The organism is Ruegeria sp. CDSB114 (assembly GCF_059611025.1).
In genome coordinates this window covers 1,032,301-1,056,883 of the sequence record NZ_JBXWOT010000001.1, presented here as the reverse complement: position 1 = coordinate 1,056,883, position 24,583 = coordinate 1,032,301, and the positions used below count along the sequence as shown (strand labels likewise).

Below are 24,583 nucleotides of genomic sequence, written 5' to 3'. Positions count from 1 at the left end.
TCAGGTAGCAAAGCCTTCCGGTGGGTTAGCATAGGTTGGTGAGGTAAAGGGTGTAACCCCTAAACCCTCGGCCGCGATTGCGGCTCGTGTGGCGGGGAGCGTCTCCAACTGCATCAGCATTCGCTGCAGATGCGGCGTGTCAGCGATCTGAAACCAGCTGCGATCAGCCTTCGCAGGATAGAGCGCCAGCCAGCGCATCTGACAGGCCAGATAATAACTCAGGACCGATGGTATGTCCGGGCTCAGCCAGGGCGGCGCGCTTTTCGCAACTTCATCAAGCTGGCGCAAGTGCTGGCGCAAACGAGGGCGGATACCGGCGCGCAAGGGATTGACCTGCGCTGCGTCTATATATTTTTCGGCGTAAAACAGAATACGCAGATCAGCGTGCAGCGTATTGGAGGCAAAGAACAGCCACTTCAGAAACGCGGCGCGGTTGCTGTCCATGGGGGTAGGGGCCAGCCCACCATGCGTATCCGCCAGCCACAACAAGATAGCAGCGGTTTCGAAGATCGGCCCCTGTGGTGTTTCCAATACCGGGATCAGCCCATTGGGGTTCAGCGCGCGATATTCCGGGCTGTCCTGTGCGCTTTGGCGGCGGTCTACCAGAACCGTTTCATAGGGCAGGCACATCTCTTCCAGCGCCAGCCGGATGACCAGCGAAGCATTGTCCGGGGCATAGTGCAGGCAGTAAGGCGTGTTCATGCGAACTATGTATACCTCACGTATGTCTTCAACAGACCTGATTGCGACGTTTCCCATAGGAAACGCGTAGTTTCGCGACATGTTGGTCTACCGATCCGGACAATTCTCTCTCGCAGTTGTCGTAGGCATTCCGTATAAGTTCCGCAGCAAATTAGGGGGATGCTGAAATGGCCGGTGATCTGTCGCCCATCGACACTGCAAAATACGTCGCAGCACGCCGTGCGGCTGACATGGTGCAGAATGGGATGCGAGTCGGCCTGGGAACCGGATCGACCGCTGCATGGATGGTGCGTCGGCTGGGGGAACGGGTCAGAGAAGAAGGTCTGGCGATCAAGGGTGTTCCGACATCGACCCGGACGGCCCAACTGGCCCGCGAACTGGGCATTGAGGTTGTTTCCCTGGATCAGGCGGGATGGCTGGACATCACCATCGACGGAGCGGACGAATTCGACAGAGACCTTAACCTGATCAAAGGCGGCGGCGGCGCGCATCTGCAGGAAAAGATCGTGGCCACGGCCAGCGACCAGATGATCGTGATCGCTGATGCCGGCAAAGAGGTCGAGACTCTGGGTGCCTTCCCATTGCCGGTCGAGGTGATCCCCTTTGGCTGGCAGACCACACGCACCCTGATCGAAGAGGTGCTGGATACCATGGATGTTCTCGGTACCCGCTCGGCACTTCGCATGAACGGAGAAGCGCCGTTTGTCACGGATGAAGGCAATCACGTTCTGGACCTGCATTTGCAACGGATCGGAAACCCAAGGCAGATGGCGCTGGTGCTGAACCAGGTACCCGGCGTGGTCGAGAACGGGTTGTTCATCGACATTTGCGACAAGGTCGTGATCGGTTATGGAGATGGCCGGGTCGAACTGCGCGACATCAACGAGGGAACGGTGGAACTGGACGAGTTGTTCGATGGCGGCAAAGACAACCTGTTCACGGATTTGGCGGATTAAGGAATGAGCACCTCTCCGGTTGCTGAATACCGCGAAACCGAAGCAGATTTGGCTGCGCGAGCCAGGACGCTAAAACGTAACCTGATCAAGATCGGGATTGCGGCTGTGGTGGCAGCGTGGGGTTTTGTTTCCGCGGGGTGGACAGGTAGCACGCTTTTCACATTGGTGCTCGTTGTCCTTACTTCCGTCGTGTTGTTCATGAACTATCTAGTCTCACTCAATATGCCGTCGCTTGTGGCCCTAGTGGACTCCGGTGGATTGAAGCTCCGCACGCGTAGAGGAACGATCCAAGACATTGTTTGGCCTGATGTACGCTACATTGATGCGTTCGACGAAACCGAGCAAAAACGACGCCCTATTTTTTTTGTTAGCTTCAACAAGTCAGATGGCGGGCATGAGTGTTTACCCCTTCCGTTGCAATCCATGCCGAAACCCATATCTGAGTGTTTCGTAGAGACGATTGAGCATTATCGACCAAATCTGTATGCGTCCTGGCAAGATCAACTGTCCCAGTGGTCCAGTCTGGGCCGTCATGAGTGACCGGGTACATCATTGATGATGGCTCGATAGCGTTGTCAGAAAACTGAAAGAGGCACTGTAAATGAGCTTTGACTATGATCTTTTCGTCATCGGAGGCGGCTCGGGCGGGGTCCGGGCGGCGCGTGTGGCGGCTGGCGAAAACGGGGCCAAAGTGGCGTTGGCGGAAGAGGATCGCTATGGCGGGACCTGCGTGATCCGCGGATGTGTCCCCAAAAAGCTGATGGTTTTTGCCAGCGAATTCTCTGGCATGGTCGAAGATGCGCAGGCCTATGGCTGGGACGTCAAACCCGGTGCATTTGACTGGGATTTCTTTCGCGGCAAACTCCATGCCGAGCTGGACCGGCTGGAAGGCATCTATCGCAACATCCTGAAAAACAACGGCGTCGAAAGCTTTGATCAGCGTGCACATGTGGTGGATGCACATACGGTTGAGCTGGCCGATGGCACCCGCATGACGGCCAAGCATATTCTGGTCGCCACAGGCGGACGCCCTGTTGTGCCCGAGTTTCCGGGGTCGGAGCTGGCAATCACCTCGAACGAGATTTTCCATCTGGAAAAACTGCCCGAAAGCATCCTGATCGTTGGTGGCGGTTATATCGCCAGCGAGTTTGCAGGAATCATGAACGGCATGGGCGTGAAAACCACCCAGTTCTACCGCGGTGCGCAAATCCTTCGGGGTTTTGACGAAGAAGCGCGCGGTCTGATCAGCGAAGAGATGTGCCAGAACGGGATTGATCTGCATCTGGGCACCAATGTGCTTGAGATGGCCAAAGACGGTGACAAGATTCGCGTAAAGGCCACCAATGGCACGGAACTGCTGTTTGACGTGGTCATGTATGCCACTGGTCGCGCGCCCAATGCCGACAATCTGGGACTTGAGGCGATCGGCGTTGAACGCGGCCGCAAGGGTGAGATCATCGTGGATGATTACAGCCAGACCGGCGTGCCCTCGATCTATGCGATTGGCGACGTGACGGATCGGGTAAACCTGACTCCGGTTGCGATCCGCGAGGGGATGGCTTTTGTCGAAACCGTATTCAAAGGCAACCCGACACCTGTGGATCACGACCTGATTCCAACTGCGATTTTCACGCAGCCGGAATTCGGCACGGTCGGGTTGAGTGAAGAAGACGCTGCAGCCCAAGAGCCGGTCGAGATCTATGCAACCTCGTTCAAGCCGATGCAAAAGGCATTCGCAGGTGGCACGCAGCGGGTTTTGATGAAACTGATCGTCTCTCAGGCCACGCGTAAGGTACTGGGCTGTCACATTGTGGCGCCGGGCGCCGGCGAGATGATTCAACTGGCTGGCATTGCCGTCAAAATGGGCGCAACCAAGGAAGATTTCGACCGCACCGTTGCAGTTCATCCGGTCATGGCGGAAGAACTGGTAACAATGCGTCATCCTGTGCGTACGGCTTGATTTGCAACCGCGCGCACACAAGTTACAAGGGAACCCGTGATCACACGGTTCAACACAAGGGAATAGATAAAAATGGCGGGCAACAGCGGCGGCCCCTGGGGGGGCGGAGGCTCTTCTGGCGGCGGAGGAAATCGGGGTGATAACGGGGACGGGCGCAAGCCCCCTGAAAACGAGGGCCCGCAGATCCCCGAGATCGACGAGCTGATGAAAAAAGGCCAGGAACAGCTGCGCGTCCTGATGGGCGGCGGCGGTGGCGGCCGTGGCAGCAATGGTTCGAGCGGTGGCGGGGGTGGTCCCATCTTTACCAAAGGGACTATTGCCATTGGGTTGGTGGTGGGTGCAGTCCTTTGGGGTGCGGCCAGCTTTTATACGGTAAAGCCGGAAGAACAGTCGGTAGAGCTGTTTTTGGGTGAATTTTCAAACGTTGGAAATCCCGGTCTGAACTTTGCGCCTTGGCCATTTGTAACTGCCGAGGTCATTCCTGTGACCCGCGAACAGAACGAAGACATGGGCGGAGCCCGTGGTAGCGATGATGGCTTGATGCTGACAGGCGACGAAAATGTTGTCGATATCGACTATCAGGTGGTCTGGAACATCAATGACCCGGCCAAGTATCTGTTCAATTTGCGCGACCCGCGCCAGACGATCCGCGCCGTGTCGGAATCGGCCATGCGCGAGATCATTGCACAAAGCGAGCTGGCACCGATCCTGAACCGAGATCGGGGTGTGATCGCTGATCGCTTGCAGGAATTGATTCAGTCGACGATGGACAGCTATGATTCCGGCGTGAACATTGTGCGTGTCAACTTTGACAAAGCCGACCCGCCACAGGACGTAATCGCGGCCTTCCGCGACGTTCAGGCCGCCGCACAAGAACGTGACCGTCTGCAGAACGTCGCCGACGCCTATGCCAATAAGGTACTGGCCGAAGCACGTGGTGAAGCCGCGCAAGTTGTGGAAGAGGCCGAAGGGTATCGCGCCCAGCAGATCAACAGTGCTCAAGGTGAAGCCAGCCGCTTTAGCGCGGTTCTGGAAGAATACTCCAAAGCGCCGGATGTAACGCGCAAACGTTTGTATCTGGAGCGGATGGAGCAGATTCTGGGTGATGTCGACAAGATCATACTGGACGAAAACTCGGCCGGTCAGGGACAGGGCATTGTGCCGTATCTGCCGCTGAACGAACTGCGCCGCAATCAATCCGGGGAGAGCAACTGATGCGTAAGTCACCCATTATCCTCATCCTTGTGGTGATCCTCGGCGTTGTTGCGCTGTCATCGATCTTTATCGTGGACGAACGCCAGCGCGCATTGGTTCTGCAATTCGGCCGTGTGGTCGCGGTTAAGGAAGAGCCTGGTCTGGCGTTCAAAATTCCACTTATTCAGGAAGTTGTCCGTTATGACGACCGTATCCTGTCCATCGACGTTCAACCGCTTGAAGTGACGCCGTTGGATGATCGTCGTCTGGTAGTCGACGCCTTCGCACGGTACCGGATTTCCGATCTGAACCAGTTCCGCCAGGCGGTTGGTGTCGGTGGTATCCCGGTTGCCGAGGATCGTCTGGACCGCATCTTGCGCGCTGAAACCCGCGAAGTTCTGGGTTCAGTTTCGTCCCGTGACATCCTGAGCTCGGACCGGGCTGCGCTGATGCTGCGTATCCGCAATAGTGCGATTGCCGAGGCACTTGCGCTGGGTGTGACCGTCATTGACGTGCGTCTGAAAGCGACCGATCTGCCGCAGGCCAACCTCGAAGCGACGTTTGACCGGATGAAGGCCGAGCGGGAGCGGGAAGCTACAGACGAACGTGCCCGTGGTAATGAGGCGGCACAGCGCGTACGTGCCCAGGCCGACAGGACCGTTGTCGAACTGGTGTCGGATGCGCGGCGTGAGGCTGAGATCATTCGCGGTGAGGCTGACGCCGAACGCAATGCGATCTTTGCCGAAGCTTACGGTGCGGACCCGGAATTCTTTGAATTCTATCGTTCGCTGACCGCCTATCAGAATGCTTTGCAGGGCGGTAACAGCTCGATGGTATTGAGCCCGGATTCCGAGTTCTTCAACTATCTCAAATCACCCACCGGCCGGGGCCAATCGGCGGGGCAGGCGTCTGAATAATGGGTATGATCCTTCTGGCCTTTGGGCTGGTGTTGATTGTCGAGGGGCTGGCCTATGCGCTGGCCCCTTCGCTTATTGAACGTATGCTAGAGGCGTTGCGGTCGATGCCAGAGCAGGCACGTCGGCTTGCAGGATTGTTATGTGTGGTGGGTGGTCTCGTGTTGCTATGGGGTGCATATCAGGTCGGGTTTTGAACAACGGCTACACTTCATGGTGATTTCCCCGCGATCCTCAGTTGCGGGCAAGGACAAACCAGCTACATTGGATATCAAGAAGGGCCGCCTGTGGGCGATCCAGATAGTGTTGACGACAAGGAGTTCCCACGTGCAGTCACAAGCGCGCAGTATATCCGTCCGGCGGGACGACGTTGTTGGTTTCATGCGGTTGATGTGGCTGGCCTTTGCCGGGATGCTGCTTGTATTGGCGCAGTCAGTGGCCGCCCAGGCGCGGGGCGAAAGCCTGGCTCCGCTGGCCGATAAGATCAGCCCAGCGGTGGTCAACATCACCACTTCGACACTGATCGAGGGACAGACCGGCCCACAGGGGATCGTTCCCGAAGGCTCTCCGTTCGAAGATTTCTTTCGCGAGTTTCAAGACCGTAACGGGGATGAAGATAACCGCCCCCGCCGCAGCAATTCGCTGGGCTCGGGGTTTGTGATATCCGAGGATGGTTTCATCGTTACTAACAACCACGTTATTGCCGAGGCTGATGAGATACTGGTCGAATTCTTCCCGGGCGACGGTCAACCGAAGAAAGAACTGCCTGCGAAAGTGATCGGTACGGATGAAAAAACCGATATCGCGCTTCTTAAGGTCGAAGCCACCGGGCCGCTGAAATATGTCAAGTTCGGCGATAGTGACATTGCGCGCGTTGGCGACTGGGTGATTGCGATGGGCAATCCGCTGGGGCAAGGGTTTTCGGTTTCGGCGGGGATCGTCTCGGCGCGGAACCGCGCGCTTAGCGGATCTTATGACGACTATATCCAGACCGATGCTGCGATTAACCGGGGGAACTCGGGCGGGCCGCTGTTCAATATGGATGGCGAGGTGATCGGCGTGAATACAGCGATCCTGTCGCCGAATGGTGGTTCGATCGGGATTGGCTTCTCGATGGCCTCGAATGTGGTGGTCAAGGTTGTCGACCAACTGCGCGAGTTCGGCGAGACCCGCCGCGGTTGGCTGGGTGTCCGCATTCAGGACGTGACCGAGGATATGGCCGAGGCGATGAGCCTGGACAAGCCGGGTGGTGCGCTGATCAGCGATGTACCCGAGGGCCCGGCCAAAGAGGCAGGCCTGTTGGCGGGCGATGTGATCCTCAGCTTTGATGGTGTCGAGGTCGATGACACCCGTGGATTGGTACGTCAGGTTGGTGAGACAACGGTTGGCAAGTCGGTTCGTGTGGTGGTGCATCGGGATGGCAGCACGCAGACAGTGCTTGTGACTCTGGGCCGCCGCGAAGATGCCGAGCGGGCCGAAAGCGAAGAGGGTGAGGCCGAAGAAGCCCCGGTTGAGGAAAATGCCGATATTCTGGGGCTGACGATATCGCCCGTGACTGAAGCCCTGCGTGCCGATCTGGGGCTGGAGCCGGATACCGAGGGGCTGGTTGTGACCGAAGTGGACGAGGCGTCAGAAGCCTATGCCAAGGGTTTGCGCGCCGGTGATCTGATCACCGAGGCTGGCCAGCAGAAGGTCACTGCGATTTCTGATCTCGAGGACCGAATGGAAGAAGCCCGCACGGCCGGGCGGAAGTCACTGCTGCTTTTGGTGCGGCGCGGTGGAGATCCACGCTTTGTCGCGCTGAGCCTTGAAGAGTGATCTCTTAGGTTGAACAAACAGAAAGGCCAGGGCACCTGCTCTGGCCTTTTTTCTGTGCTGAAAAAAGATGAGCCACACGCCGGGGAAGGCGTATGGCTCTGGTACAGGGAGAGGTCAGTGGACAGATATCGGGGATGATTCTCTGACCTCCTACGGTAACAGTTCCTAACGTAATCTTAATGCGATCCGTCGTATGTGAAGCAGGTCACAACAGGTCAAATGAGGTCGGAATCCGCCAGTTCCCGAAGCGCCTCAAAATCATGGATCATCAGGCCGCCCCGCGAAGCTTCGACAACCTTGTCGCGTTTCCAGGTTGAAATTGTCTTTGAGACAGCTTCGCGCGTGGCACCAACGAATTCGGCCAGCTCGCTTTGGGACAGGGTAATGCGAGTGGTTGGATCGTCTTGAAGGTTGGACAGATGCAGCAGTTTGCGCGCAAGCCGGATAGGCATCGGCAAAAAGACCTGTTCATTCAGTTGCGACCCCATCCACCGCATGCGCAAACCGGCCAGTCGGATCATATCCACCGCAAGGTCAGGATGTTGGCGGATCTGGTTCATGACATCGGACCTACGCACACGCAGCACCCGAGAGGCCTCGGCCGCGGCCACGGTTGCGGTACGGGGGCCATTGTCGAACAAGCCGATTTCACCAAAGACCTCGCCAGGCTTCATCAATGTCAACGAGAGTTTTCGACCGCTCATCGCCAAGAAGGACACCTCTAGCGTGCCGGCAAGAATGGCATAGAGGGCATCCCCTTCATCCCCTTGTTCGAAAAGGATATCACCAGGTTCGAGAGAAATCTCTGTCGCCTGTGCCGAGAGCATTGATCTCAGCCGGTCTGAAGCTTCGGATAGAAAGCCACTATTTGGGAAAGCCGTCATTTGGTGTGGTGCTCCGGCGGGAAAAGGTGAGTGGTGACACAACTTTTCATAGCCCAAGCGTTTAGCCAAGGATTTTGTTAGGTTTTATGGCCTCCCGCGCTTCACGGAAAAGTCATCCGAAGGGCGGTTGTGGATTTAGCCGTCATTGATGATCGGGATCATCCATATAGCTTTGCAACAGGCTGAACTGCAGCATGAGGAACGCCATAAGGGCAATGGGGAATCCGAAGGTTTCAATCTTGACCCACAGGTCAGTCGACATCGTGCGCCACACGAATTCATTTGCGACGGCCAGAACAGCAAAACACGCACACAGACGACGGGTCAGGATCATCCAGCCTTCGTGTTTCATGGGCAGCATCTCGTCCAGAACATAGGCAAGATAGGATTTCTTTTGCAGCAGCCCGATCCCCAGGATCAGAGCAAACAGGCCATAAACAAGCGTGGTTTTCATCTTGAAGAACCGCTCGTCATTGAACCAGGCGGTCAGGCCGCCGAAGAAAATGACCATGAAAGCTGTGAATATCTGCATCCGGCTTAGCTTGCCGGTCAGGTACCACAAGATGCCCATTGCCCCCAGCATCAGCGGCACAAAAATGATCGTGGCAATGATAAAACCGGAATACTCGATGCCGCCGATCATAAAGCTGTCATCGCGCAAGCGCAGGTAGATGAAGAAAAAGGCCAGCGGAGGACCCAGTTCCAGCACCTGTTTCAGAAATGGATTTATGTCGGTCTTGCCTGTCATGTCTTTTGTCCTGCTGCTTACCCGCCCATTTCAACTATTACGGCGCCGAGTGCAATCAATGCCATCAGCGCGATCCGCCTTGGGCCGACGGTTTCTTTCAGAACCAGCCAGCCGATCAGGGCGGCAAAGACGGTGGAGGTTTCCCGCAGAACGGCGGCTTCGCCGACCTTGTCCAACCGCGTGGCCAGCATGATGGCCCCGAAAGATAGAGGGGCGATGATCCCGCCGGCGATGCCGCGCAGCGCCAAGGGTCCCAAGGCCGGGCGATGGGCCATCGCGCGCCAGCGAAAGAACGCATAGATCGGCATCGTCGCCCCGTCGATCATGAAGAACCAGGCCAGAAAGGTGAACGGATCGGCCGTCGCGCGAATGCCATAGGCGTCATAGGTGGTGTAGAGCGCAACAAACAGGCCAGTTGCCAGCGCCAGGGCCAAAGCGATCCCAAGCGTTTCGCGGTTGGTTTCAAGAAACCGCAAATTATAGGCCGCCAGCCCGAATATCCCGGCCAGCAAGACCGCGACGCCAAACCATTGCGTGGCAGAGAAGGTCTCGCCAAACAAAAGATAGGCGCCGAAAACGGTGAACAGCGGCCCGGTGCCGCGCACAACAGGATAGACCACTGTATAAGAGCCTTTGGTATAGGCCATTGCCTGCAGTATCTTGTAAGCGATGTGGATCAGCCAGACGGTGGCGAAGATTGGCCACATATAGGGTTCGGGCCAGGGCACTACAAAAAACGCGAAAGGCGCGGCCAGAAGACAGTAGCTGGCGTCTATGGCCCCGCGGGACAGCCACGGGTCGTGACGGCCCTTTTGTAATGCTCCGAACACCGCGTGCAAGAAGGCGGCCATCAGCGCGAGCCCGAGGGCAAGGTCATGGCCCTTGGGTGTGCCTTCCAGAGAGATGAGCCAGTCGCTCAAGACATCGACCTTTCGCGGGTGGAGAGGGTGGGGGGCTGTCTGCCCCCCACACCCCCGAAGATATTTTTAGCCAGTTGAAGTTCGGATCAGCGTTGATCGAGGCCGGTTAGAGCAGCAGCGAATTCTTCGGGATCGAAAGGGGCGAGATCGTCGATCTGTTCTCCGACGCCGATTGCGTGAATGGGCAGGCCGAACTTGTCGGCCAGTGCCACCAGCACGCCGCCTTTTGCGGTGCCGTCCAGCTTGGTCATCACCAGGCCGGAGACATCGGCCAGTTTTTGAAAAGTATCAACCTGGCTGAGTGCATTCTGACCGGTGGTGGCGTCCAAAACCAAAAGGGTATTGTGCGGTGCGGTTTCGTCGACTTTGCGGATCACCCGGACGATCTTGGCCAATTCCTCCATCAGGTCGGCACGATTTTGCAGACGACCGGCGGTGTCGATCATCAACAGATCGGCGCCATCCTCTTGTGCGCGGGTCAACGCGTCGAAGGCCAGGGAGGCGGGGTCCGAGCCTTCGGGGGCTGTCAGGACCGGAACGCCTGCGCGGTCGCCCCAGACCTGCAGCTGTTCTACGGCGGCTGCGCGGAAGGTGTCTCCAGCTGCGATCACTACGTTCTTGCCGGCCGCCCTGAACTGGCTGGCTAGTTTGCCGATCGTGGTGGTCTTGCCCGATCCGTTGACGCCAACGACCAGTACCACCTGTGGGCGTTTGGAATAGAGCGGCATGGGCTTTGCAACGGGTTCCATAACCCGGGCGACTTCCTGCGCCAGAAGCTGCTTGATCTCTTGTGTCGAAAGTTTGCGGCCATAACGGCCCTCGGCCATATTGGCGGTGACGCGCAGCGCTGTGTCCACACCCATGTCGGATGCAATCAACAGCTCTTCAAGCTGTTCCAGCATGTCGTCATCCAGCGTGCGGCGAACTGTTGTCTCGGTCTCGGCGCGCCCGAAAAGCCGCCCGAGCATGGATTTGGACGGAGCAGACTCGGCTGTAGTGGCCACCGGTTTGGCAACTGCCTGTTCCGGTGCCATGTCCGGTTGCGCGACTTCGGGTTCCGGTTCGGAATGCGGCGCTGGTGGGATTGGATCCGGTGCAGTTGTTTCCTCGCCCCCATCTTCAACGATGGCATCCAACCCCTGTTCAAGGCGGGATGAGGATTTGAACAGCTTGTCCTTGAGCTTTGAGAATAGCGCCATTTTTGGTCTCCGCAGGTGTTCCTCTCACCTAATGCGGAATTGCAGCAGTTGCAAAGGGTCAGAGGAAGGCGATCAGAAGACCGGCTTGCGCCCCCCAATACAATACCCAAACCAGATAGGAGGTGAAACGGCGGCTGGGATGGTCCACTGGCAAAAGAAACTTCTCAGTCGCCAGGATCAGGTCGGACGCGATAAAGGACAAAGCCGCAGGTAAAGCCCAACGCAGCGCGCCTGTTTCGGGCAGGGCCAGGACCGTGATGCCCATGCCCAGAATGATCGGAATATACCCGAGAACGGGCCATTTCAGGTCTCTGGCACGCGGCGGTAATAGGGTGACAACGACAATACCGAGGAGGATCAAAGACCAGAAATATCCGGGCTTCTCCAGAATAAGCGCGGCGTTGCTGGCCGGATGGGACAAGAACAGCCCGATATAGGCCAGATGACCAGTTGCAAAGGCACCGATCCCGGCCATGAAGGTGGCATCACTTTCCCGGGACAGAAGGGCGTCCCCCAGCGCACAGAATGCCAGCGCAAGGATCAACAGAAATGGAGCGCCACTTTGGGCGGCAATGACCGCCAGAACTGCGACGGATAGGGTCTTTAGGATTGACCGAACAGCGCCAGCGCCACGCGAGGTCAATGGCAGGTAAGCCAGAGCGCAAGCTGTCGCAATCAGAAAGAGGGCATTGGTCATAGAGTTATCTCCGCAGCATGTGCTGAACACTTTCGCAGCGCATAACCGCAAAACTCAATCGGTGACGTGAAGGCACCCGGTTGGAATGAAAAGGGAATTGGCCTAGCGGCCTGCCATCTGACAGAATGGTCCCATGCTGAAACGAATTGCGATTCTGTTGTCGTTGGCTGCCCCGGCGGTTTGTGCCGACACATCCCTGTCCGGCGCCGAATTTGACCGCTATACGCTGGGAAAAACCCTGTTCTATGGCTTTGAAGGCAGGATTTATGGGGTCGAGCGTTATCTGCCGGATCGCCGCGTGATTTGGTCTTTTCTGGATGGGAACTGCAAAGAAGGGCTCTGGTACGAGCAGGAAGGACAGATCTGTTTCGTCTATGAAGACCGGCATGACCCGCAATGTTGGGTATTCACCGAATCTGGCGGCGGTCTGATCGCTCAGTTCGAGGGAAATCCTGAGATGACCGAACTATATGAGAACGAAGACACAGACGCCGAGATGGTCTGTTACGGTCCCGAAGTCGGTGTCTAGCCTGTGCAGGGGTCAGAACAACGACCCCTGATCCGGCGCATCTTTTTTCGGCGGCTTTTTCGAAGTTGACGGTGACGCGGTCGACGGGCCGGTCTTCAATTCGCCATCTGCAAATTCAATGTCAAAGGATTGGTGTTTTGCCGCCTGTTTACGGGTTGTCAGTACTTGCCCTTCGGCGCGTACGACCGCATATCCACGTTGCAGCGTGGCCTTGTAGCTGAGCGTTTCCCGCAGCCGGTCTGCGGTTTCTAGGGATTGACGCATCCGGTCCAGACGCGAGGCTTGCGCTGTACTCAAGCGTTCGGCTAGGCGGTTGATGTTTTGCCGTTGGCTGTCGATTTCGCGCTGGATCGGCCGGACAGACAGGCGCGACGAAAGGCTGCGCAGTGTTTCCTGTCGGGTTCCGACCAGTGAGCGTAATGTGGACGGGCGCAGATGGGCGGACAGTTTCACAACTTGAAGGCGGCGGTTTTGTACGCCGCGCTCAAGTGCTGGTGTCAGTCGGTCCGCAATTAAATCAAGGCGTTGTCGCGGGTTGTTCAACAAGCTATCTGGGCGTGGTAATGCGCGGGATAAATCCCGCAACCGTTGCGACCGTCTTTGCACAGCGTCCGTGGCTGCACGGGACAGGCGCGCGCCTTGCTCTCCGGTCCAGGCCAGAAGTTCCATGCGGACAGGCACCGCAAGTTCGGCTGCGGCTGTGGGGGTTGGGGCCCTGCGGTCCGACACAAAATCAATCAGTGTCGTGTCGGTCTCGTGCCCAACGGCCGAGATCACCGGGATCTCTGATGCCGCCGTAGCGCGGGCCACGATCTCTTCGTTGAACCCCCAGAGGTCCTCGATTGACCCGCCACCACGGGCGACGATGATCAGGTCCGGTCGTGGCAGCGCACCGCCAGGGGTCAGTTGGTTGAAACCAGTAATCGCGTTCGCCACCTCAGGCGCGCAATTCGAACCTTGTACGGCGACAGGCCAGATCAGCACTTTGCGCGGAAACCGGTCACGCAACCGGTGCAGGATATCGCGGATCACCGCGCCCGAGGGTGAGGTCACCACGCCGATGATCTGAGGAAGATAGGGCAGAGGCTTTTTACGCTCGGGTGCGAACAGGCCCTCGGATTCCAACTGTTTCTTTCGCTTTTCAAGCAGGGCCATCAAGGCACCCTGTCCGGCCACTGAAACCTCATCCACGTTCAGATTGTATTTGGACTGCGCTCCAAAAGCGGTCAGGCGGCCTGTGACGACCACTTCCAGACCTTCCTCGGGAACCACGGACAGGGCAGCAACCTGGCCTTTCCAAGTGGTGCAGGCCAGTACGTTCTTGTCGTCCTTGATGTCATAGTACAGATGACCAGATCTGGCTTTGAACACGCGACCGACTTCACCCCGAACACGGATTCGGCCGAAACTGCCTTCCAGCGTCCGCTTCACCTCGCCGGAGATGTCGGAAACAGTGTATTCTGGGGTATTTTGGCCGGGAATGGGGTCGTCAAGCAGGTCGGACATTTCAGCGCCTTGTGTCAAATGCCCGGCCAGCTTAGAACGCGCGGAAGGCGAGGCCAAGCAGATCGGAGAGCAGTCATGAACATCCTCATTCTCGGCAGTGGTGGGCGCGAACACAGCCTGGCCTGGGCGGTGATGCAAAACCCGAAATGTGATCGCCTGATTGTGGCTCCGGGCAATGCTGGGATTGCCCAGATCGCCGAATGTGCGGCACTGGACATCGAAAATGGCGGTGAGGTGGTCAGATTTGCGGATGAGAACGCGATCGACTTTGTGATCGTCGGCCCCGAGGCGCCATTGGCTGCGGGGGTTGCGGATCGTTTGCGCGAGGCCGGTGTGCTGGTTTTTGGCCCCTCGGCCGAGGCTGCACGTCTCGAGGCGTCCAAGAGCTTTACTAAAGAGATCTGCGACGCCGCCAATGCTCCAACCGCAGGATACGCCCGGTTTACCGAGGCCGAGCCAGCCAAAGCCTTTATCAAAAAGAAGGGCGCACCTATCGTCGTCAAGGCTGATGGCTTAGCCGCGGGCAAGGGTGTGATCGTTGCGATGGACGAAGCGACGGCCTTGGATGCGATCGATGACATGTTTGGCGGAGCCTTTGGTGGTGCCGGTGCCGAAGTTGTGGTCGAAGAGTTCATGGAAGGTGAAGAGGCATCTCTGTTCGTGCTGTGCGACGGGGAAAGCATCCTGTCCATTGGCACGGCGCAAGACCATAAACGGGTAGGCGAGGGCGATACCGGTCTGAACACCGGCGGCATGGGCGCGTATTCTCCGGCTCCTGTGTTAAGCGCTGTAATCGAAGAGCGCGCGATGAACGAGATTGTGCGCCCCACCATGGCAGAGATGAAGCGGCGGGGTACGCCGTTTCAGGGCGTTCTTTATGTTGGTTTGATGATCAAGGACGGCCAGCCACGGTTGGTTGAATATAACGTGCGTTTCGGCGACCCGGAATGTCAGGTGCTGATGATGCGCCTGGGCGCGCAGGCGATGGACCTGATGCACGCCGCAGCAGAAGGCCGGTTGGCCGAGGCGCGTGTAAACTGGGCGGATGATCACGCCTTGACGGTAGTCATGGCCGCTAATGGTTATCCGGGCGCCTACCAAAAAGGCAGCGTGATCAAAGGGCTGGATGACGTATCTGAAGATAGCCGTAATATGGTGTTTCACGCAGGAACCAAAGAATCCGACGGTCAGATCGTCTCTAGTGGTGGCCGGGTATTGAATGTCACCGCACGCGGCCAGAACCTGCAGGAAGCGCGTGACCGCGCCTATGAGCTGATCGACGGGATCAACTGGCCAGAGGGGTTCTTTCGCCGGGATATCGGATGGCGGGCGCTGTAATCGCGACGGCTCCCGCGCCCAGCCACTGCATCAGAGATGCAGCGCCAATGGACTTGGGCCGGGCAGCCCTCTGACGCGGGCTGCAGTCAGGGCGAGGGTACGCAGTTAAGCGCAGAGGTCATTGCTTTCGGGCTAAAGGGGGCGACCAGATGCTGCACCCAGCCATTGTCAAAGCGGATGCTGACAATTTCGCGCCAGTCCGCAGACGCGACAACCAGTTCCGGGCCATTGCCACAGTCGCGCAGACCCCCTGTGATGAAATCTTCGCCGATCCGATGATTTGTCAGCCTTGGTAGAGCGGCAATCTGGATTAATTCGCCGTCGACAAAGCGCCAAATGCGTAATGTCTTGGCCAGATGAGGGCGGTCGACATAGGCGATCTCGATATTGCCATCCCCATCCAGATCCGCCGCCCCGACCGGAGCAAGCCATCGAAAGCGGGTACCGATATGCGGAGTTGCGGCGATTTTGTCCCCTCTGGCATCATAGATGGCCAACTGAGCGCCCGCTTGATCCTGAGATTCAATGACAATGGTCTCGGAGGTCCCGTCCTGATCTACGTCCACAAGCCGTGGAGCGAGATCTTCAAATACGCGATCAGATGGAAGACGGATGGTCACGTTTCCGCTTTGGGTAGTCAGCTCTAACGCGCCATATTCGATGTTATCACCCAGAACTCCGTGGGCGTACCGTGTTGTCGGCTCGGTGAAACGAGCGGCTGAGACGGTCTCTGCCAGTGCCAGCGGGACATGGCTCGTCAGCCAGAAGCACAACGTCAGCGCTGCGCCGCGGGCCTGACCCTGCCAAGTTCGGTAGGGTAGGCGCGGCGCTTTGCAGGGCATCAGATCTGTTTTTCCGGCATCTGAACGATCAGGCCATCCATCTCGTCTGTGACTTTGATCTGGCAGGTCAGGCGCGAACGGGCAGGGTCGGGCTCATAGGCAAAGTCCAGCATGTCTTCTTCCATGTCATCCTTGCCGGGAATTTTCTCAACCCAGTCGGGGTGGATATAGACATGGCAGGTCGAACAGGCACAGGCGCCGCCGCAATCCGCTTCGATGCCGGGAATGTTGTTGTCACGGGCTCCTTCCATGACGGTTAGTCCGTTGGCGACCTCGACAGTATGCTCGGTACCGCCATGCTCGACATAAGTGATCTTTGCCATTGCGTGCGTCTTCCTCTTGCGATGTTAGATCCTTCCTTAGTCAAGGCATTTAGGTGTTTCCAGCCTCATTTGCGACTCGATGTGCCGCGTCTGGGAATTCTTGGCCTTTGTTCCCCTCCCGTTCTTCTGCTCGCTGTATTTTTACCCGCAGCTACCGACTGGATTTGGCATAGCCAGTCAGCGGCTGCCCGTTGTGAGGTCGAGGGTCAATAATACGCCGATTGCCGAGGTCATGAGGTTTTGCTGGAAAGCGAATTGAAAGCCAAGGGTTCTGACCATGCAAATAGCCGAGACCATCGGCGCTGGGGTAAGGGTGGGATGCCACTGCGCAGGACGGCCAAGCTCAGGGCGTTTGGGTTACGTATCAATGCCTGATAAACTTCCAACGCACCAGTTCGTGTGTAGCTGGACCAACGGCTGAACCTGCGTCTGGAGGCATGGATCGCAAAAGCGTGATGCGCCAGATGATTCAGCGTGTCCGGGCAATCCAGTTGCAGCGTTATTGCATTCGGGGCCGTCAAGCCGCTGCCTATGCTGCGATCGCCTTGTTCAGGCGGAGGGATCAGGCATTCGTATAGAAAATCAAACAGATCGTTTTCGCGGCTCGTAATATTGATGAATTCTGCCCGTCTACCCGCCGGAGTGGCCAGCGCTCTTAACGCGCGACTCTGATAGGCGGCTCCGGTCAACGAGATGATGCGGCCCAGGGATCCGGGTCGGATGTGATGCAGGGCTTCAAACGCCAATTCGGTCCCCATCGAGTGGCCAATAAAGTGGATCGGACGTCGCGGGTTCAGATGGCGCAGTTCCCGGATCAATTCGGCCAGAACACGTCCTGCCTCGTGCGCCCGGCGGAGGGCACCCCAAAACGGGCCCCGTGCATTCCAGCCAAAGGCAATGCCCAGCCCCTCGGTTTGCAAACCAGTGCCAAAACCAAGTTGCCGCGGCCAGCTGCAGAAAGATGTTGGCGAGGATGTCCGGGGCAGGGACAAGAAATGTTGGTGCGGGCAGGCCGTGGCCAGGCCTGGCCGGAATCTGTACCCATGTGACATGAGGATGACCGGGCCTTGGATGTGCCGGGTCTGACATAGCAGGCTGAAGGGGGACTGTGGGCTGTTGTGCAGCGTAAGCGTGTCGCCGGTCGCGTTGATCCGGATTATTGGCATTCTCACTGCCTCATACAAGATGTTGTGGCGGCAATATCCCAACAGCCTATGCCCCCTAGGTGAAGGGATTGTTACAGCTGCGCGACGTTGCGGGGGGCGGGGTTGACGATGCTGCAGCCGCGGCGTAATTCAGCATCACCACGTGGCGATTTGTTACCGGATTGCGGGCCACGCTAAACAACACCGCTAAAAGGTCAGGATGAAAGACCCCTTTCGCTTGGCCGCGTCTGGGGTTTTTTGTTTACGTCCCTCAAGGGGCTGAAAGGAATGACATGAGCGAGAGCTGGAACAAGCGCACACAAGCCGTCCATGGCGGCACCCGCCGCAGCCAATACAACGAAGTGAGCGAGGCGATCTTTCTGACCCAGGGATTTGTCTATGATACGGCCGAGCAGGCCGAGGCGCGGTTCATCGAAACCGGCCCTGATGAGTTCATTTACGCTCGGTATGGCAACCCGACAGTTTCGATGTTCGAACAGCGTATCGCGGCTCTGGAAGGGGGCGAAGACGCTTTTGCCACCGCCTCTGGAATGGCTGCGGTGAATGCGGCACTGACTTCGATGTTGCAAGCCGGTGACCACGTTGTTTCTGCCAAGGCTCTGTTCGGGTCGTGCCTGTATATTCTGGAAAACGTGCTGACCCGGTTCGGGGTTGAAGTGACCTTTGTGGACGGTACCGATCTTGACGCATGGGAGGCTGCGATCCGCCCGGATACCAAAGCGGTTTTCTTCGAATCCATGTCCAACCCGACGCTTGAGGTCATCGACATCTCAGCCGTTTCCCTTCTGGCCCATGCGGTTGGTGCAACGGTCATCGTGGACAATGTGTTCTCGACCCCAGTTTTCTCGCGCGCGATCGCTCAGGGGGCTGACGTGGTTGTCTACTCGGCGACCAAGCATATTGACGGGCAGGGCCGCGCCCTGGGTGGTGTCATCATCGGCACCAAAGAGTTCATCCGTGGTACGGTCGAGCCCTATATGAAACACACCGGAGGCGCGCTTAGCCCCTTCAACGCATGGATCATGTTGAAAGGGCTTGAGACCATGGCCTTGCGGGTCAACGCACAGGCCGAAACCGCCCAGAGGATTGCCGAGGCGCTAGAGGGCCATCCGGCGTTGGAGCGGACGCTTTACCCCGGTCTGAAGTCTCATGCGCAGAATGATCTGATACAAACGCAGCTTGGCGGCAAAGGCGGGACAGTGCTGTCGTTGGATATCAAGGGCGGAAAAGAGGCGGCATTTTCCTTCCTTAACGCCCTGACGATTCCGGTGATTTCGAACAATCTGGGCGATGCCAAGTCGATTGCCACCCACCCGGCAACCACCACACATCAAAGATTGAGTGACGACCAAAAAGTTGAGCTGGGCATTGCTCCGGGCCTCGTCCGGTTCTCGGTAGGTCTGGAAGACGCCGATGATCTTCTTGCCGATATCAAACGCGCATTGGACGTTTCTCAGCAATAGGGGCGTCAGCTGGACTGTTAGGCATGGTTCGAAAACGGTTTGTGACTTGTGCGCATGGTGCGCCCATCACGAAGTTTCGATCCGGGCTGTGTTTCGGCGCGTATACCATTAGACTGGAAATCGCGTCGAACATATATATAGTCCGGCGACCAACCCGAGGAACCCTGATCGATGAACGTGTATCCCCGTGACATTGATGACGCCCCCAACAATGATGAGGCCGCGGCAGCGTTGAAAACCCTGCGGAAATGGGCCGAGAACGCGACCGAGGCTGAAATCGGTCAGCTTGATCCTGCTGTCGCGCGCCTTGTGCCGGGGCTCCTGCCGGTCAACTACCCATCCCTGTCGCGGCATTACCCCGAGGGGTTTGCTGTGGATGAGGCCTACCGCGCCTCGTTGCCTGACCTTCAGAATGGACCTTCCAGCCTGATCCGTGGGGCGAAGCAACAGATTCAACATGTTGGCATATCGAATTTCCGCCTGCCGATCCGGTTTCACCGCAAGCAGGGCGACGACCTGACGCTGGAGACCTCAGTGACTGGCACTGTCAGCCTTGATGCGGAAAAGAAGGGCATCAACATGTCCCGTATCATGCGTTCGTTCTACAAACATGCCGAGCGCACGTTCAGCTTTGAGGTGATCGAGGCTGCGCTGAACGACTATATGACCGATCTGGACAGCTTTGACGCGCGTATCCAGATGCGGTTCTCTTACCCGGACAGGACCCAAAGCCTGCGTTCGGGTCTGGAAGGCTATCAATATTACGATATCGCGCTGGAACTGGTTGAACAGAATGGCTTGCGTCAAAAGATCATGCATCTGGATTATGTGTATTCCTCGACGTGCCCATGTTCTCTGGAGCTCAGCGAGCATGCGCGGTCTACACGAGGGCAACTGGCGACGCCGCATTCGCAGCGCTCGGTTGCGCGGATATCGGTTGCGGTCGATTGCGATGCCGATTGCCTCTGGTTCGAAGATCTGATTGCGCTGTGTCGCAGAGCGGTGCCGACCGAGACGCAGGTCATGGTCAAACGTGAAGATGAGCAGGCCTTTGCCGAGCTGAACGCCGCAAACCCGATTTTTGTCGAAGACGCGGCACGCCTGTTTTGTGCCGAACTTTTGGCAGACCATCATATCGGCGATTTCCGCGTGATCGCCAGCCATCAAGAAAGCCTGCACAGTCATGATGCCGTTTCTGTTCTGACAGAGGGCCCGACCTTTGTGTCCTCCAGCCTGGATCCGAGACTGTTTACGACATTGTTTCACGTCGGATAGGTGCTAAATCTTTGTAAAAACTTGATTAAGTGCCTGTGCGGTGAAATTTCGCCGCATTGCAGCAATAAATGCTGCAAGCGCGAAATTCTTGCTGTAAACTATCCTTGAATGCAGCCATCTCGTGGTCACTGTTCTGGTGATCATTTCACTCAATCAGGAAGCCGGCACGTGCGACGCCAAGGACTGCAAGGCAACGTAATCCGCCCGTTTAGTCAGGGCGGGCAGGGTTCTTTACTCATTCGCGGGTTGCATCACTTTCACAGGAGAACAACCTCATGAACCCGTTTACCCAGCCATTTGAATTTCAGGCAGCAGCAATTCGATTTGCCGGTGAGGCAATGACCAACCATTTGAAAATCATGCAAATTCTGACCAACTCTGCGATTGAACTGCCCTTCGCCCAGGTTCAGGCCCTGCGTGTCGCCTCCGAAAAGACTGTTGCTGACGTGAAGGCACCTGAGTTCAAATCTCAGGCGATGCCTGTGGTCAATGCTGATCCGCAACCTGCGGCAAAGGTCAAAGTGGCCGTCCAGAAGAAGGCAGAAGTCAAGGCAAAGGCCGAATCGCCCAAGCCCGCCCTGGCGAAACCTGTGACAAAAGCCAGAGCGTCGGGGGGTGCGAAAAAGGCACAGACCAAATCCGCGGCAAGACCTGCAGTGGCAAAAGCCGCAGCCCCAAAAGTCGCAGCTAGGCCCGCTGCCCCCAAAGCCGCTACGGCAAAGCCTGCTGTTACCAAAACCGTAACTGCCAAATCTGAAACGCCCAAAGTAGAAGCCGCTAAACCTGCTGCAGTTAGGCCTGCAGTGGAAAAATCTGCTGCTCCCGCCGCTGCGATCGACGCTGCTGTTGCAAAAACCGCAGCTGTTAAACCCGTAGCGTCCAAGGTGAAGGCAGATCGGGTCGCAACCGCCAAACCTGCACCCGCAAATCCGGCCGCGTCGAAGACTCAGGCGGGACAGGCGGCAGCTGCACGCCGGTCACGCGCGCCTTCGAAACCGCCCGTGATGCCCGTCTCGAGCAGCAAAACCGAAAAGTAATCGGGACATCCGCTTGACACAGTCGTGCAGGCGCGCCAACGCTGCGCCTCATGACGGACATGCGCCCGGTAGGATATGTGATTGGCCTGTTGGTCGCCATTCTTGGGGCGACCATGATGTTGCCCATGCTTGCGGACCTTATCGAGGGCCGCGGCGAATGGCATGTTTTCCTTGAAAGCAGCGTTATTACCATTCTGACCGGCGCTGTCCTTTCTATGAGCTGCTCAAATGGCGTTGGCGAAGGGTTGACGATCCGCCAGACCTTTCTGCTCACGACCGGCGTTTGGGTGGCTTTGCCTTTATTTGGGGCAATTCCTTTCCTGTTTGGGGAAACCGAGTTGCGCTTTGTAGATGCCTATTTCGAGGCCATGTCTGGCCTTACGACCACGGGATCGACCGTGATTTCCGGGCTCGATGGGCTGCCGCAGGGCTTGCTTTTGTGGCGCGGTGTGCTGCAATGGCTGGGCGGTATCGGGATCATCGTTGTTGCAATGGTTTTTCTGCCCGAGCTTCGGGTCGGAGGAATGCAGATCTTCCGTTCGGAAGGTTTCGAAACCATGGGTAAGATCCTGCCGCGGGCGCAAGAAATCGCAGGCCAGATTTCCCTGATCTACGTGTTCCTGACCGTGGTCTGCGCGCTTGTTTACACCGGTCTTGGCATGAGCTTTTTTGACGCCGTGGTTCATTCTATGACCACAATCTCGACCGGTGGGTTTTCAAACTATGATGCATCGTTCGGTACCTTCTCGGGTCCGGCGGAATATGCGGCGTCGATTTTCATGATCCTCGCTGCCCTGCCATTTGTGCGTTATGTTCAGTTTGCCAATGGCAGCACCGGCTCCCTGTTCCGCGACAGTCAGATTCGGGCGTTTTTGGCCACGATCGTGGTTCTTGTAGCCGTCATGGCGGTGTTTTTGACCTCTGTCTTTCCGCATCACTGGGAACAGGCGGTGCGGGAATCGCTGTTCAACATCACATCGATCATTTCAGGTACCGGATATGCCAGCGTCGATTATATGGGTTGGGGCAGTTTTCCGATCATGGTGTTCTTCCTGATTGGCCTGATCGGAGGGTGTGCAGGATCAACTGCCTGTTCGATCAAGATTTTCCGCTATCAACTGCTGTTTGCATCCATCAAAACTCAAATCCGGCGTATCCGTTCACCGCATGGGGTGTTCATGCCTCTCTATGATGGGCGTCCCATCGGAACGGATGTCCTGACTTCGGTCATGAGCTTTTTTATGTTCTTCGTATTGTCTTTGGGCTTCCTGGCATGGGCGCTGGCGCTGACCGGGCTGGATTTCATTACCTCTGTATCGGGTGCAGCAACAGCGTTGGCCAATGTTGGTCCCGGCCTTGGGGATCAGATCGGACCAGCGGGTAATTTCAGCGGGCTCAGCGATACAGCCAAATGGCTACTATCTGCGGGGATGCTGGTCGGTCGGCTTGAACTGCTCGCGGTCTATGCGCTGTTCACAGTCCATTTCTGGAGAAGTTGATGAAAAGACCACTTGGCGCTCAAATTTCGCACATGCTCCGGGATCGGGGTGTTGATGTGATTTTTGGTATCCCCGGCGTCCATAATCAAGAGATGTATCGCGGGATCGAAGAAGCAGGCATCACCCATGTTCTTGCGCGGCACGAGCAGGGGGCCGGTTTCATGGCGGACGGATATGCGCGTGCAAGCGGCAATCCTGGCGTGGCCTATGTGATCACTGGGCCTGGCCTGTGCAACATCATGACACCCATGGGGCAGGGGTATTCGGATTCGGTGCCAATGCTGGTGCTGTCCTCCTGCCTTGATGATGATCAGGCGCTGCAGGGACAGCTTCATCAGATGAAGGATCAACGTGCCGCCGGAGAAACGGTCGCGGACTGGTCGTTGCAGGCTAGTACAGCTTCGGCCGCCTATGGCCTGGTTGAACGTGCTTTCGAAGAGTTCGCGCTGAGCCGCCCCAGACCCAAGCACATACAGGTGCCGATTTCGCAGCTTAAGGCACAGGCTGACCCAGCCCCATTCCCGAACCAGCCGGGTTTGCGGACAAAGGCTCTGCCGCCGGACGTCGCGCCGGTCTTGTCGATGCTGAACATTGCGCGCAGGCCGCTGTTCATTCTGGGAGGCGGTGCAAGATCAAACCTGTGGCGGCAGATTCTGACACAGATCGGAGCGGCCTGTTTCACCACCTATGCGGGGCGTGGAATGGTGGGGTTGGATTATGCGTTGGATTTTGGCGCTGCCTTGTCTCGCCCCGAAAGCGCCCAGATCATCGCCTCCGCCGATCTTGTGGTGGTCGTCGGAGCCGAGCTGGGTGAGGTCGATCTGTGGCGCGATGCGCTGGGGCATACGGCCAATATGATCCGCATTGATCTGGACCCTCAGGTCCTGTCGGACCATCATCGGGCATCGGTCAAGTTGCAGGCGGATGGCGAAAGCTTTGCCCAAGCGATGTGGGCGTCTATCGACCATGTCAAACCGGCAAATGGCTGGTCCTCGGATGAGGTCTCCGAAGCCCGCAGTAAATGGCGCGCGGAGATTGACGCAGAACGGCCCGGAATTGTCCCGGTGTTGGATGCCTTGCGTAAGGCAATGCCAGCGGATGTGATGGTGTATTCGGACATGACCCAGTTCGCCTATGTTGCCAAGGGGGTGTGGGAAATGCCCTTCCCCTATCATTGGCACCACCCGAACGGCTTTGGCACGCTGGGCTATGCGTTGCCGGCTGGAATAGGTGGCGCTATCGCGCGGCCGGGCAGGCCGACTGCTGTGATTGCTGGGGATTATGGCTTTCACTACACGATGATGGAATTGGGCGTGGCGGTAGAGCTGGGTTTGCCCCTGCCGATCATTCTTTGGGACAATGGCAAGCTGAAAGAGATCGAAGACAGCATGGTGGGCAGTCAGATCGCCCCGAATGCTGTCGTTGCGCGTAACCCTGACTTTTGCAAACTGGCCGAGGCATTCGGCGCCTTGTCTGCCGCGCCCTCAACACTGGAAGACATGCAGTCTGCGGTGCGAAAAGCGTTTACCGCTAAGGGGCCGACATTGATCCGGATCACTCCGGACATATGGCGCGCAGAATAAAAAACGCCGCCCGGATGGGCGGCGTTAATG

General features: G+C 57.4%; 24 protein-coding genes and 1 riboswitch. Of the genes, 14 read left to right on the top strand and 10 right to left on the bottom strand.

Going from position 1 to position 24,583, the window contains the following annotated elements:
• On the bottom strand, positions 1–702 hold the full coding sequence (locus tag AC2FIP_RS05160) for a glutathione S-transferase family protein (protein ID WP_496785799.1): 702 nt from the start codon (positions 700–702) through the stop codon (positions 1–3).
• Positions 703–869: 167 nt separating this feature from the next.
• On the opposite strand from AC2FIP_RS05160, the gene rpiA reads away from it, so the two are divergent.
• The 7 genes from rpiA (at position 870) to AC2FIP_RS05125 (ending at position 7,544) form a co-directional block, all read left to right on the top strand.
• Positions 870–1,658, top strand: coding sequence for a ribose-5-phosphate isomerase RpiA (rpiA, locus tag AC2FIP_RS05155; RefSeq protein ID WP_496785407.1), 789 nt, complete (start codon positions 870–872; stop codon positions 1,656–1,658).
• A 3-nt stretch (positions 1,659–1,661) separates the two neighbouring features.
• Entirely contained in the window at positions 1,662–2,198 is a 537-nt protein-coding gene (locus AC2FIP_RS05150) for a hypothetical protein (RefSeq protein WP_496785405.1), read from the top strand.
• 61 nt (positions 2,199–2,259) lie between these two features.
• Complete coding sequence (gene gor / locus AC2FIP_RS05145) at positions 2,260–3,618, top strand: glutathione-disulfide reductase (RefSeq protein ID WP_496785403.1); 1,359 nt, start codon at positions 2,260–2,262, stop codon at positions 3,616–3,618.
• Positions 3,619–3,690: 72 nt separating this feature from the next.
• Positions 3,691–4,833, top strand: a complete 1,143-nt coding sequence (gene hflK / locus AC2FIP_RS05140) for an FtsH protease activity modulator HflK (RefSeq protein WP_496749148.1) — start codon at positions 3,691–3,693, stop codon at positions 4,831–4,833.
• Positions 4,833–5,729, top strand: a complete 897-nt coding sequence (gene hflC / locus AC2FIP_RS05135; RefSeq protein WP_496700039.1) for a protease modulator HflC — start codon at positions 4,833–4,835, stop codon at positions 5,727–5,729. Before hflK ends, hflC begins: the two co-directional genes overlap by 1 nt.
• Positions 5,729–5,923: a DUF2065 domain-containing protein gene (locus AC2FIP_RS05130; RefSeq protein WP_496695008.1), complete on the top strand. Its 195-nt coding sequence runs from the start codon at positions 5,729–5,731 to the stop codon at positions 5,921–5,923. Before hflC ends, AC2FIP_RS05130 begins: the two co-directional genes overlap by 1 nt.
• 130 nt (positions 5,924–6,053) lie before the next feature.
• Positions 6,054–7,544: a Do family serine endopeptidase gene (locus tag AC2FIP_RS05125; RefSeq protein ID WP_496749145.1), complete on the top strand. Its 1,491-nt coding sequence runs from the start codon at positions 6,054–6,056 to the stop codon at positions 7,542–7,544.
• Positions 7,545–7,759: 215 nt separating this feature from the next.
• Here the strand turns inward: AC2FIP_RS05125 and AC2FIP_RS05120 are convergent, their stop codons facing one another.
• The 5 genes from AC2FIP_RS05120 to AC2FIP_RS05100 all read right to left on the bottom strand — a co-directional run bounded on the left by AC2FIP_RS05120 (position 7,760) and on the right by AC2FIP_RS05100 (position 11,992).
• Positions 7,760–8,428, bottom strand: coding sequence for a Crp/Fnr family transcriptional regulator (locus tag AC2FIP_RS05120; RefSeq protein ID WP_142634564.1), 669 nt, complete (start codon positions 8,426–8,428; stop codon positions 7,760–7,762).
• A 142-nt stretch (positions 8,429–8,570) separates the two neighbouring features.
• Positions 8,571–9,176: an inner membrane-spanning protein YciB gene (locus AC2FIP_RS05115; protein ID WP_142634562.1), complete on the bottom strand. Its 606-nt coding sequence runs from the start codon at positions 9,174–9,176 to the stop codon at positions 8,571–8,573.
• Between the two features lie 17 nt (positions 9,177–9,193).
• Entirely contained in the window at positions 9,194–10,096 is a 903-nt protein-coding gene (locus AC2FIP_RS05110) for an EamA family transporter (RefSeq protein ID WP_496728102.1), read from the bottom strand.
• Positions 10,097–10,182: 86 nt separating this feature from the next.
• Complete coding sequence (gene ftsY / locus AC2FIP_RS05105) at positions 10,183–11,295, bottom strand: signal recognition particle-docking protein FtsY (RefSeq protein ID WP_496690770.1); 1,113 nt, start codon at positions 11,293–11,295, stop codon at positions 10,183–10,185.
• Between the two features lie 58 nt (positions 11,296–11,353).
• Entirely contained in the window at positions 11,354–11,992 is a 639-nt protein-coding gene (locus AC2FIP_RS05100) for a lysoplasmalogenase family protein (protein WP_496785402.1), read from the bottom strand.
• 133 nt (positions 11,993–12,125) lie between these two features.
• Between AC2FIP_RS05100 and AC2FIP_RS05095 the strand changes: the two genes are divergently transcribed.
• Positions 12,126–12,521 carry a hypothetical protein gene (locus AC2FIP_RS05095; protein WP_496690768.1) on the top strand — a complete coding sequence of 132 codons (396 nt, stop codon included), beginning with the start codon at positions 12,126–12,128 and terminating at the stop codon, positions 12,519–12,521.
• Positions 12,522–12,533: 12 nt separating this feature from the next.
• On the opposite strand, the gene xseA is transcribed toward AC2FIP_RS05095, so the two are convergent.
• Positions 12,534–14,027 carry an exodeoxyribonuclease VII large subunit gene (gene xseA, locus AC2FIP_RS05090; protein ID WP_496785401.1) on the bottom strand — a complete coding sequence of 498 codons (1,494 nt, stop codon included), beginning with the start codon at positions 14,025–14,027 and terminating at the stop codon, positions 12,534–12,536.
• A gap of 75 nt (positions 14,028–14,102) precedes the next feature.
• Between xseA and purD the strand changes: the two genes are divergently transcribed.
• Entirely contained in the window at positions 14,103–15,365 is a 1,263-nt protein-coding gene (purD, locus tag AC2FIP_RS05085) for a phosphoribosylamine--glycine ligase (protein WP_496785400.1), read from the top strand.
• 86 nt (positions 15,366–15,451) lie between these two features.
• Here purD and AC2FIP_RS05080 read toward each other — a convergent pair whose 3' ends face one another.
• The 3 genes from AC2FIP_RS05080 to AC2FIP_RS05070 form a co-directional block, all read right to left on the bottom strand.
• Complete coding sequence (locus AC2FIP_RS05080) at positions 15,452–16,207, bottom strand: FG-GAP repeat domain-containing protein (RefSeq protein WP_496785398.1); 756 nt, start codon at positions 16,205–16,207, stop codon at positions 15,452–15,454.
• Positions 16,207–16,530 carry a 2Fe-2S iron-sulfur cluster-binding protein gene (locus AC2FIP_RS05075; RefSeq protein WP_142634548.1) on the bottom strand — a complete coding sequence of 108 codons (324 nt, stop codon included), beginning with the start codon at positions 16,528–16,530 and terminating at the stop codon, positions 16,207–16,209. Before AC2FIP_RS05075 ends, AC2FIP_RS05080 begins: the two co-directional genes overlap by 1 nt.
• 230 nt (positions 16,531–16,760) lie before the next feature.
• Positions 16,761–17,696, bottom strand: a complete 936-nt coding sequence (locus AC2FIP_RS05070; RefSeq protein WP_496785397.1) for an alpha/beta hydrolase — start codon at positions 17,694–17,696, stop codon at positions 16,761–16,763.
• A gap of 132 nt (positions 17,697–17,828) precedes the next feature.
• Positions 17,829–17,906, top strand: a riboswitch (SAM riboswitch).
• A 62-nt stretch (positions 17,907–17,968) separates the two neighbouring features.
• Here AC2FIP_RS05070 and metZ point away from each other — a divergent pair.
• The 5 genes from metZ (at position 17,969) to AC2FIP_RS05045 (ending at position 24,553) form a co-directional block, all read left to right on the top strand.
• Positions 17,969–19,159 carry an O-succinylhomoserine sulfhydrylase gene (gene metZ, locus AC2FIP_RS05065; protein WP_496785395.1) on the top strand — a complete coding sequence of 397 codons (1,191 nt, stop codon included), beginning with the start codon at positions 17,969–17,971 and terminating at the stop codon, positions 19,157–19,159.
• Positions 19,160–19,330: 171 nt separating this feature from the next.
• Complete coding sequence (folE2, locus tag AC2FIP_RS05060) at positions 19,331–20,434, top strand: GTP cyclohydrolase FolE2 (protein ID WP_496785394.1); 1,104 nt, start codon at positions 19,331–19,333, stop codon at positions 20,432–20,434.
• A 275-nt stretch (positions 20,435–20,709) separates the two neighbouring features.
• Positions 20,710–21,471 carry a hypothetical protein gene (locus AC2FIP_RS05055; protein WP_496695027.1) on the top strand — a complete coding sequence of 254 codons (762 nt, stop codon included), beginning with the start codon at positions 20,710–20,712 and terminating at the stop codon, positions 21,469–21,471.
• Positions 21,472–21,521: 50 nt separating this feature from the next.
• Complete coding sequence (locus AC2FIP_RS05050; protein ID WP_496678166.1) at positions 21,522–22,970, top strand: TrkH family potassium uptake protein; 1,449 nt, start codon at positions 21,522–21,524, stop codon at positions 22,968–22,970.
• Complete coding sequence (locus tag AC2FIP_RS05045) at positions 22,970–24,553, top strand: thiamine pyrophosphate-binding protein (protein WP_496695029.1); 1,584 nt, start codon at positions 22,970–22,972, stop codon at positions 24,551–24,553. The genes AC2FIP_RS05050 and AC2FIP_RS05045 overlap by 1 nt, the downstream gene beginning before the upstream one ends.
• The last annotated feature ends 30 nt before the right edge of the window (positions 24,554–24,583 follow it).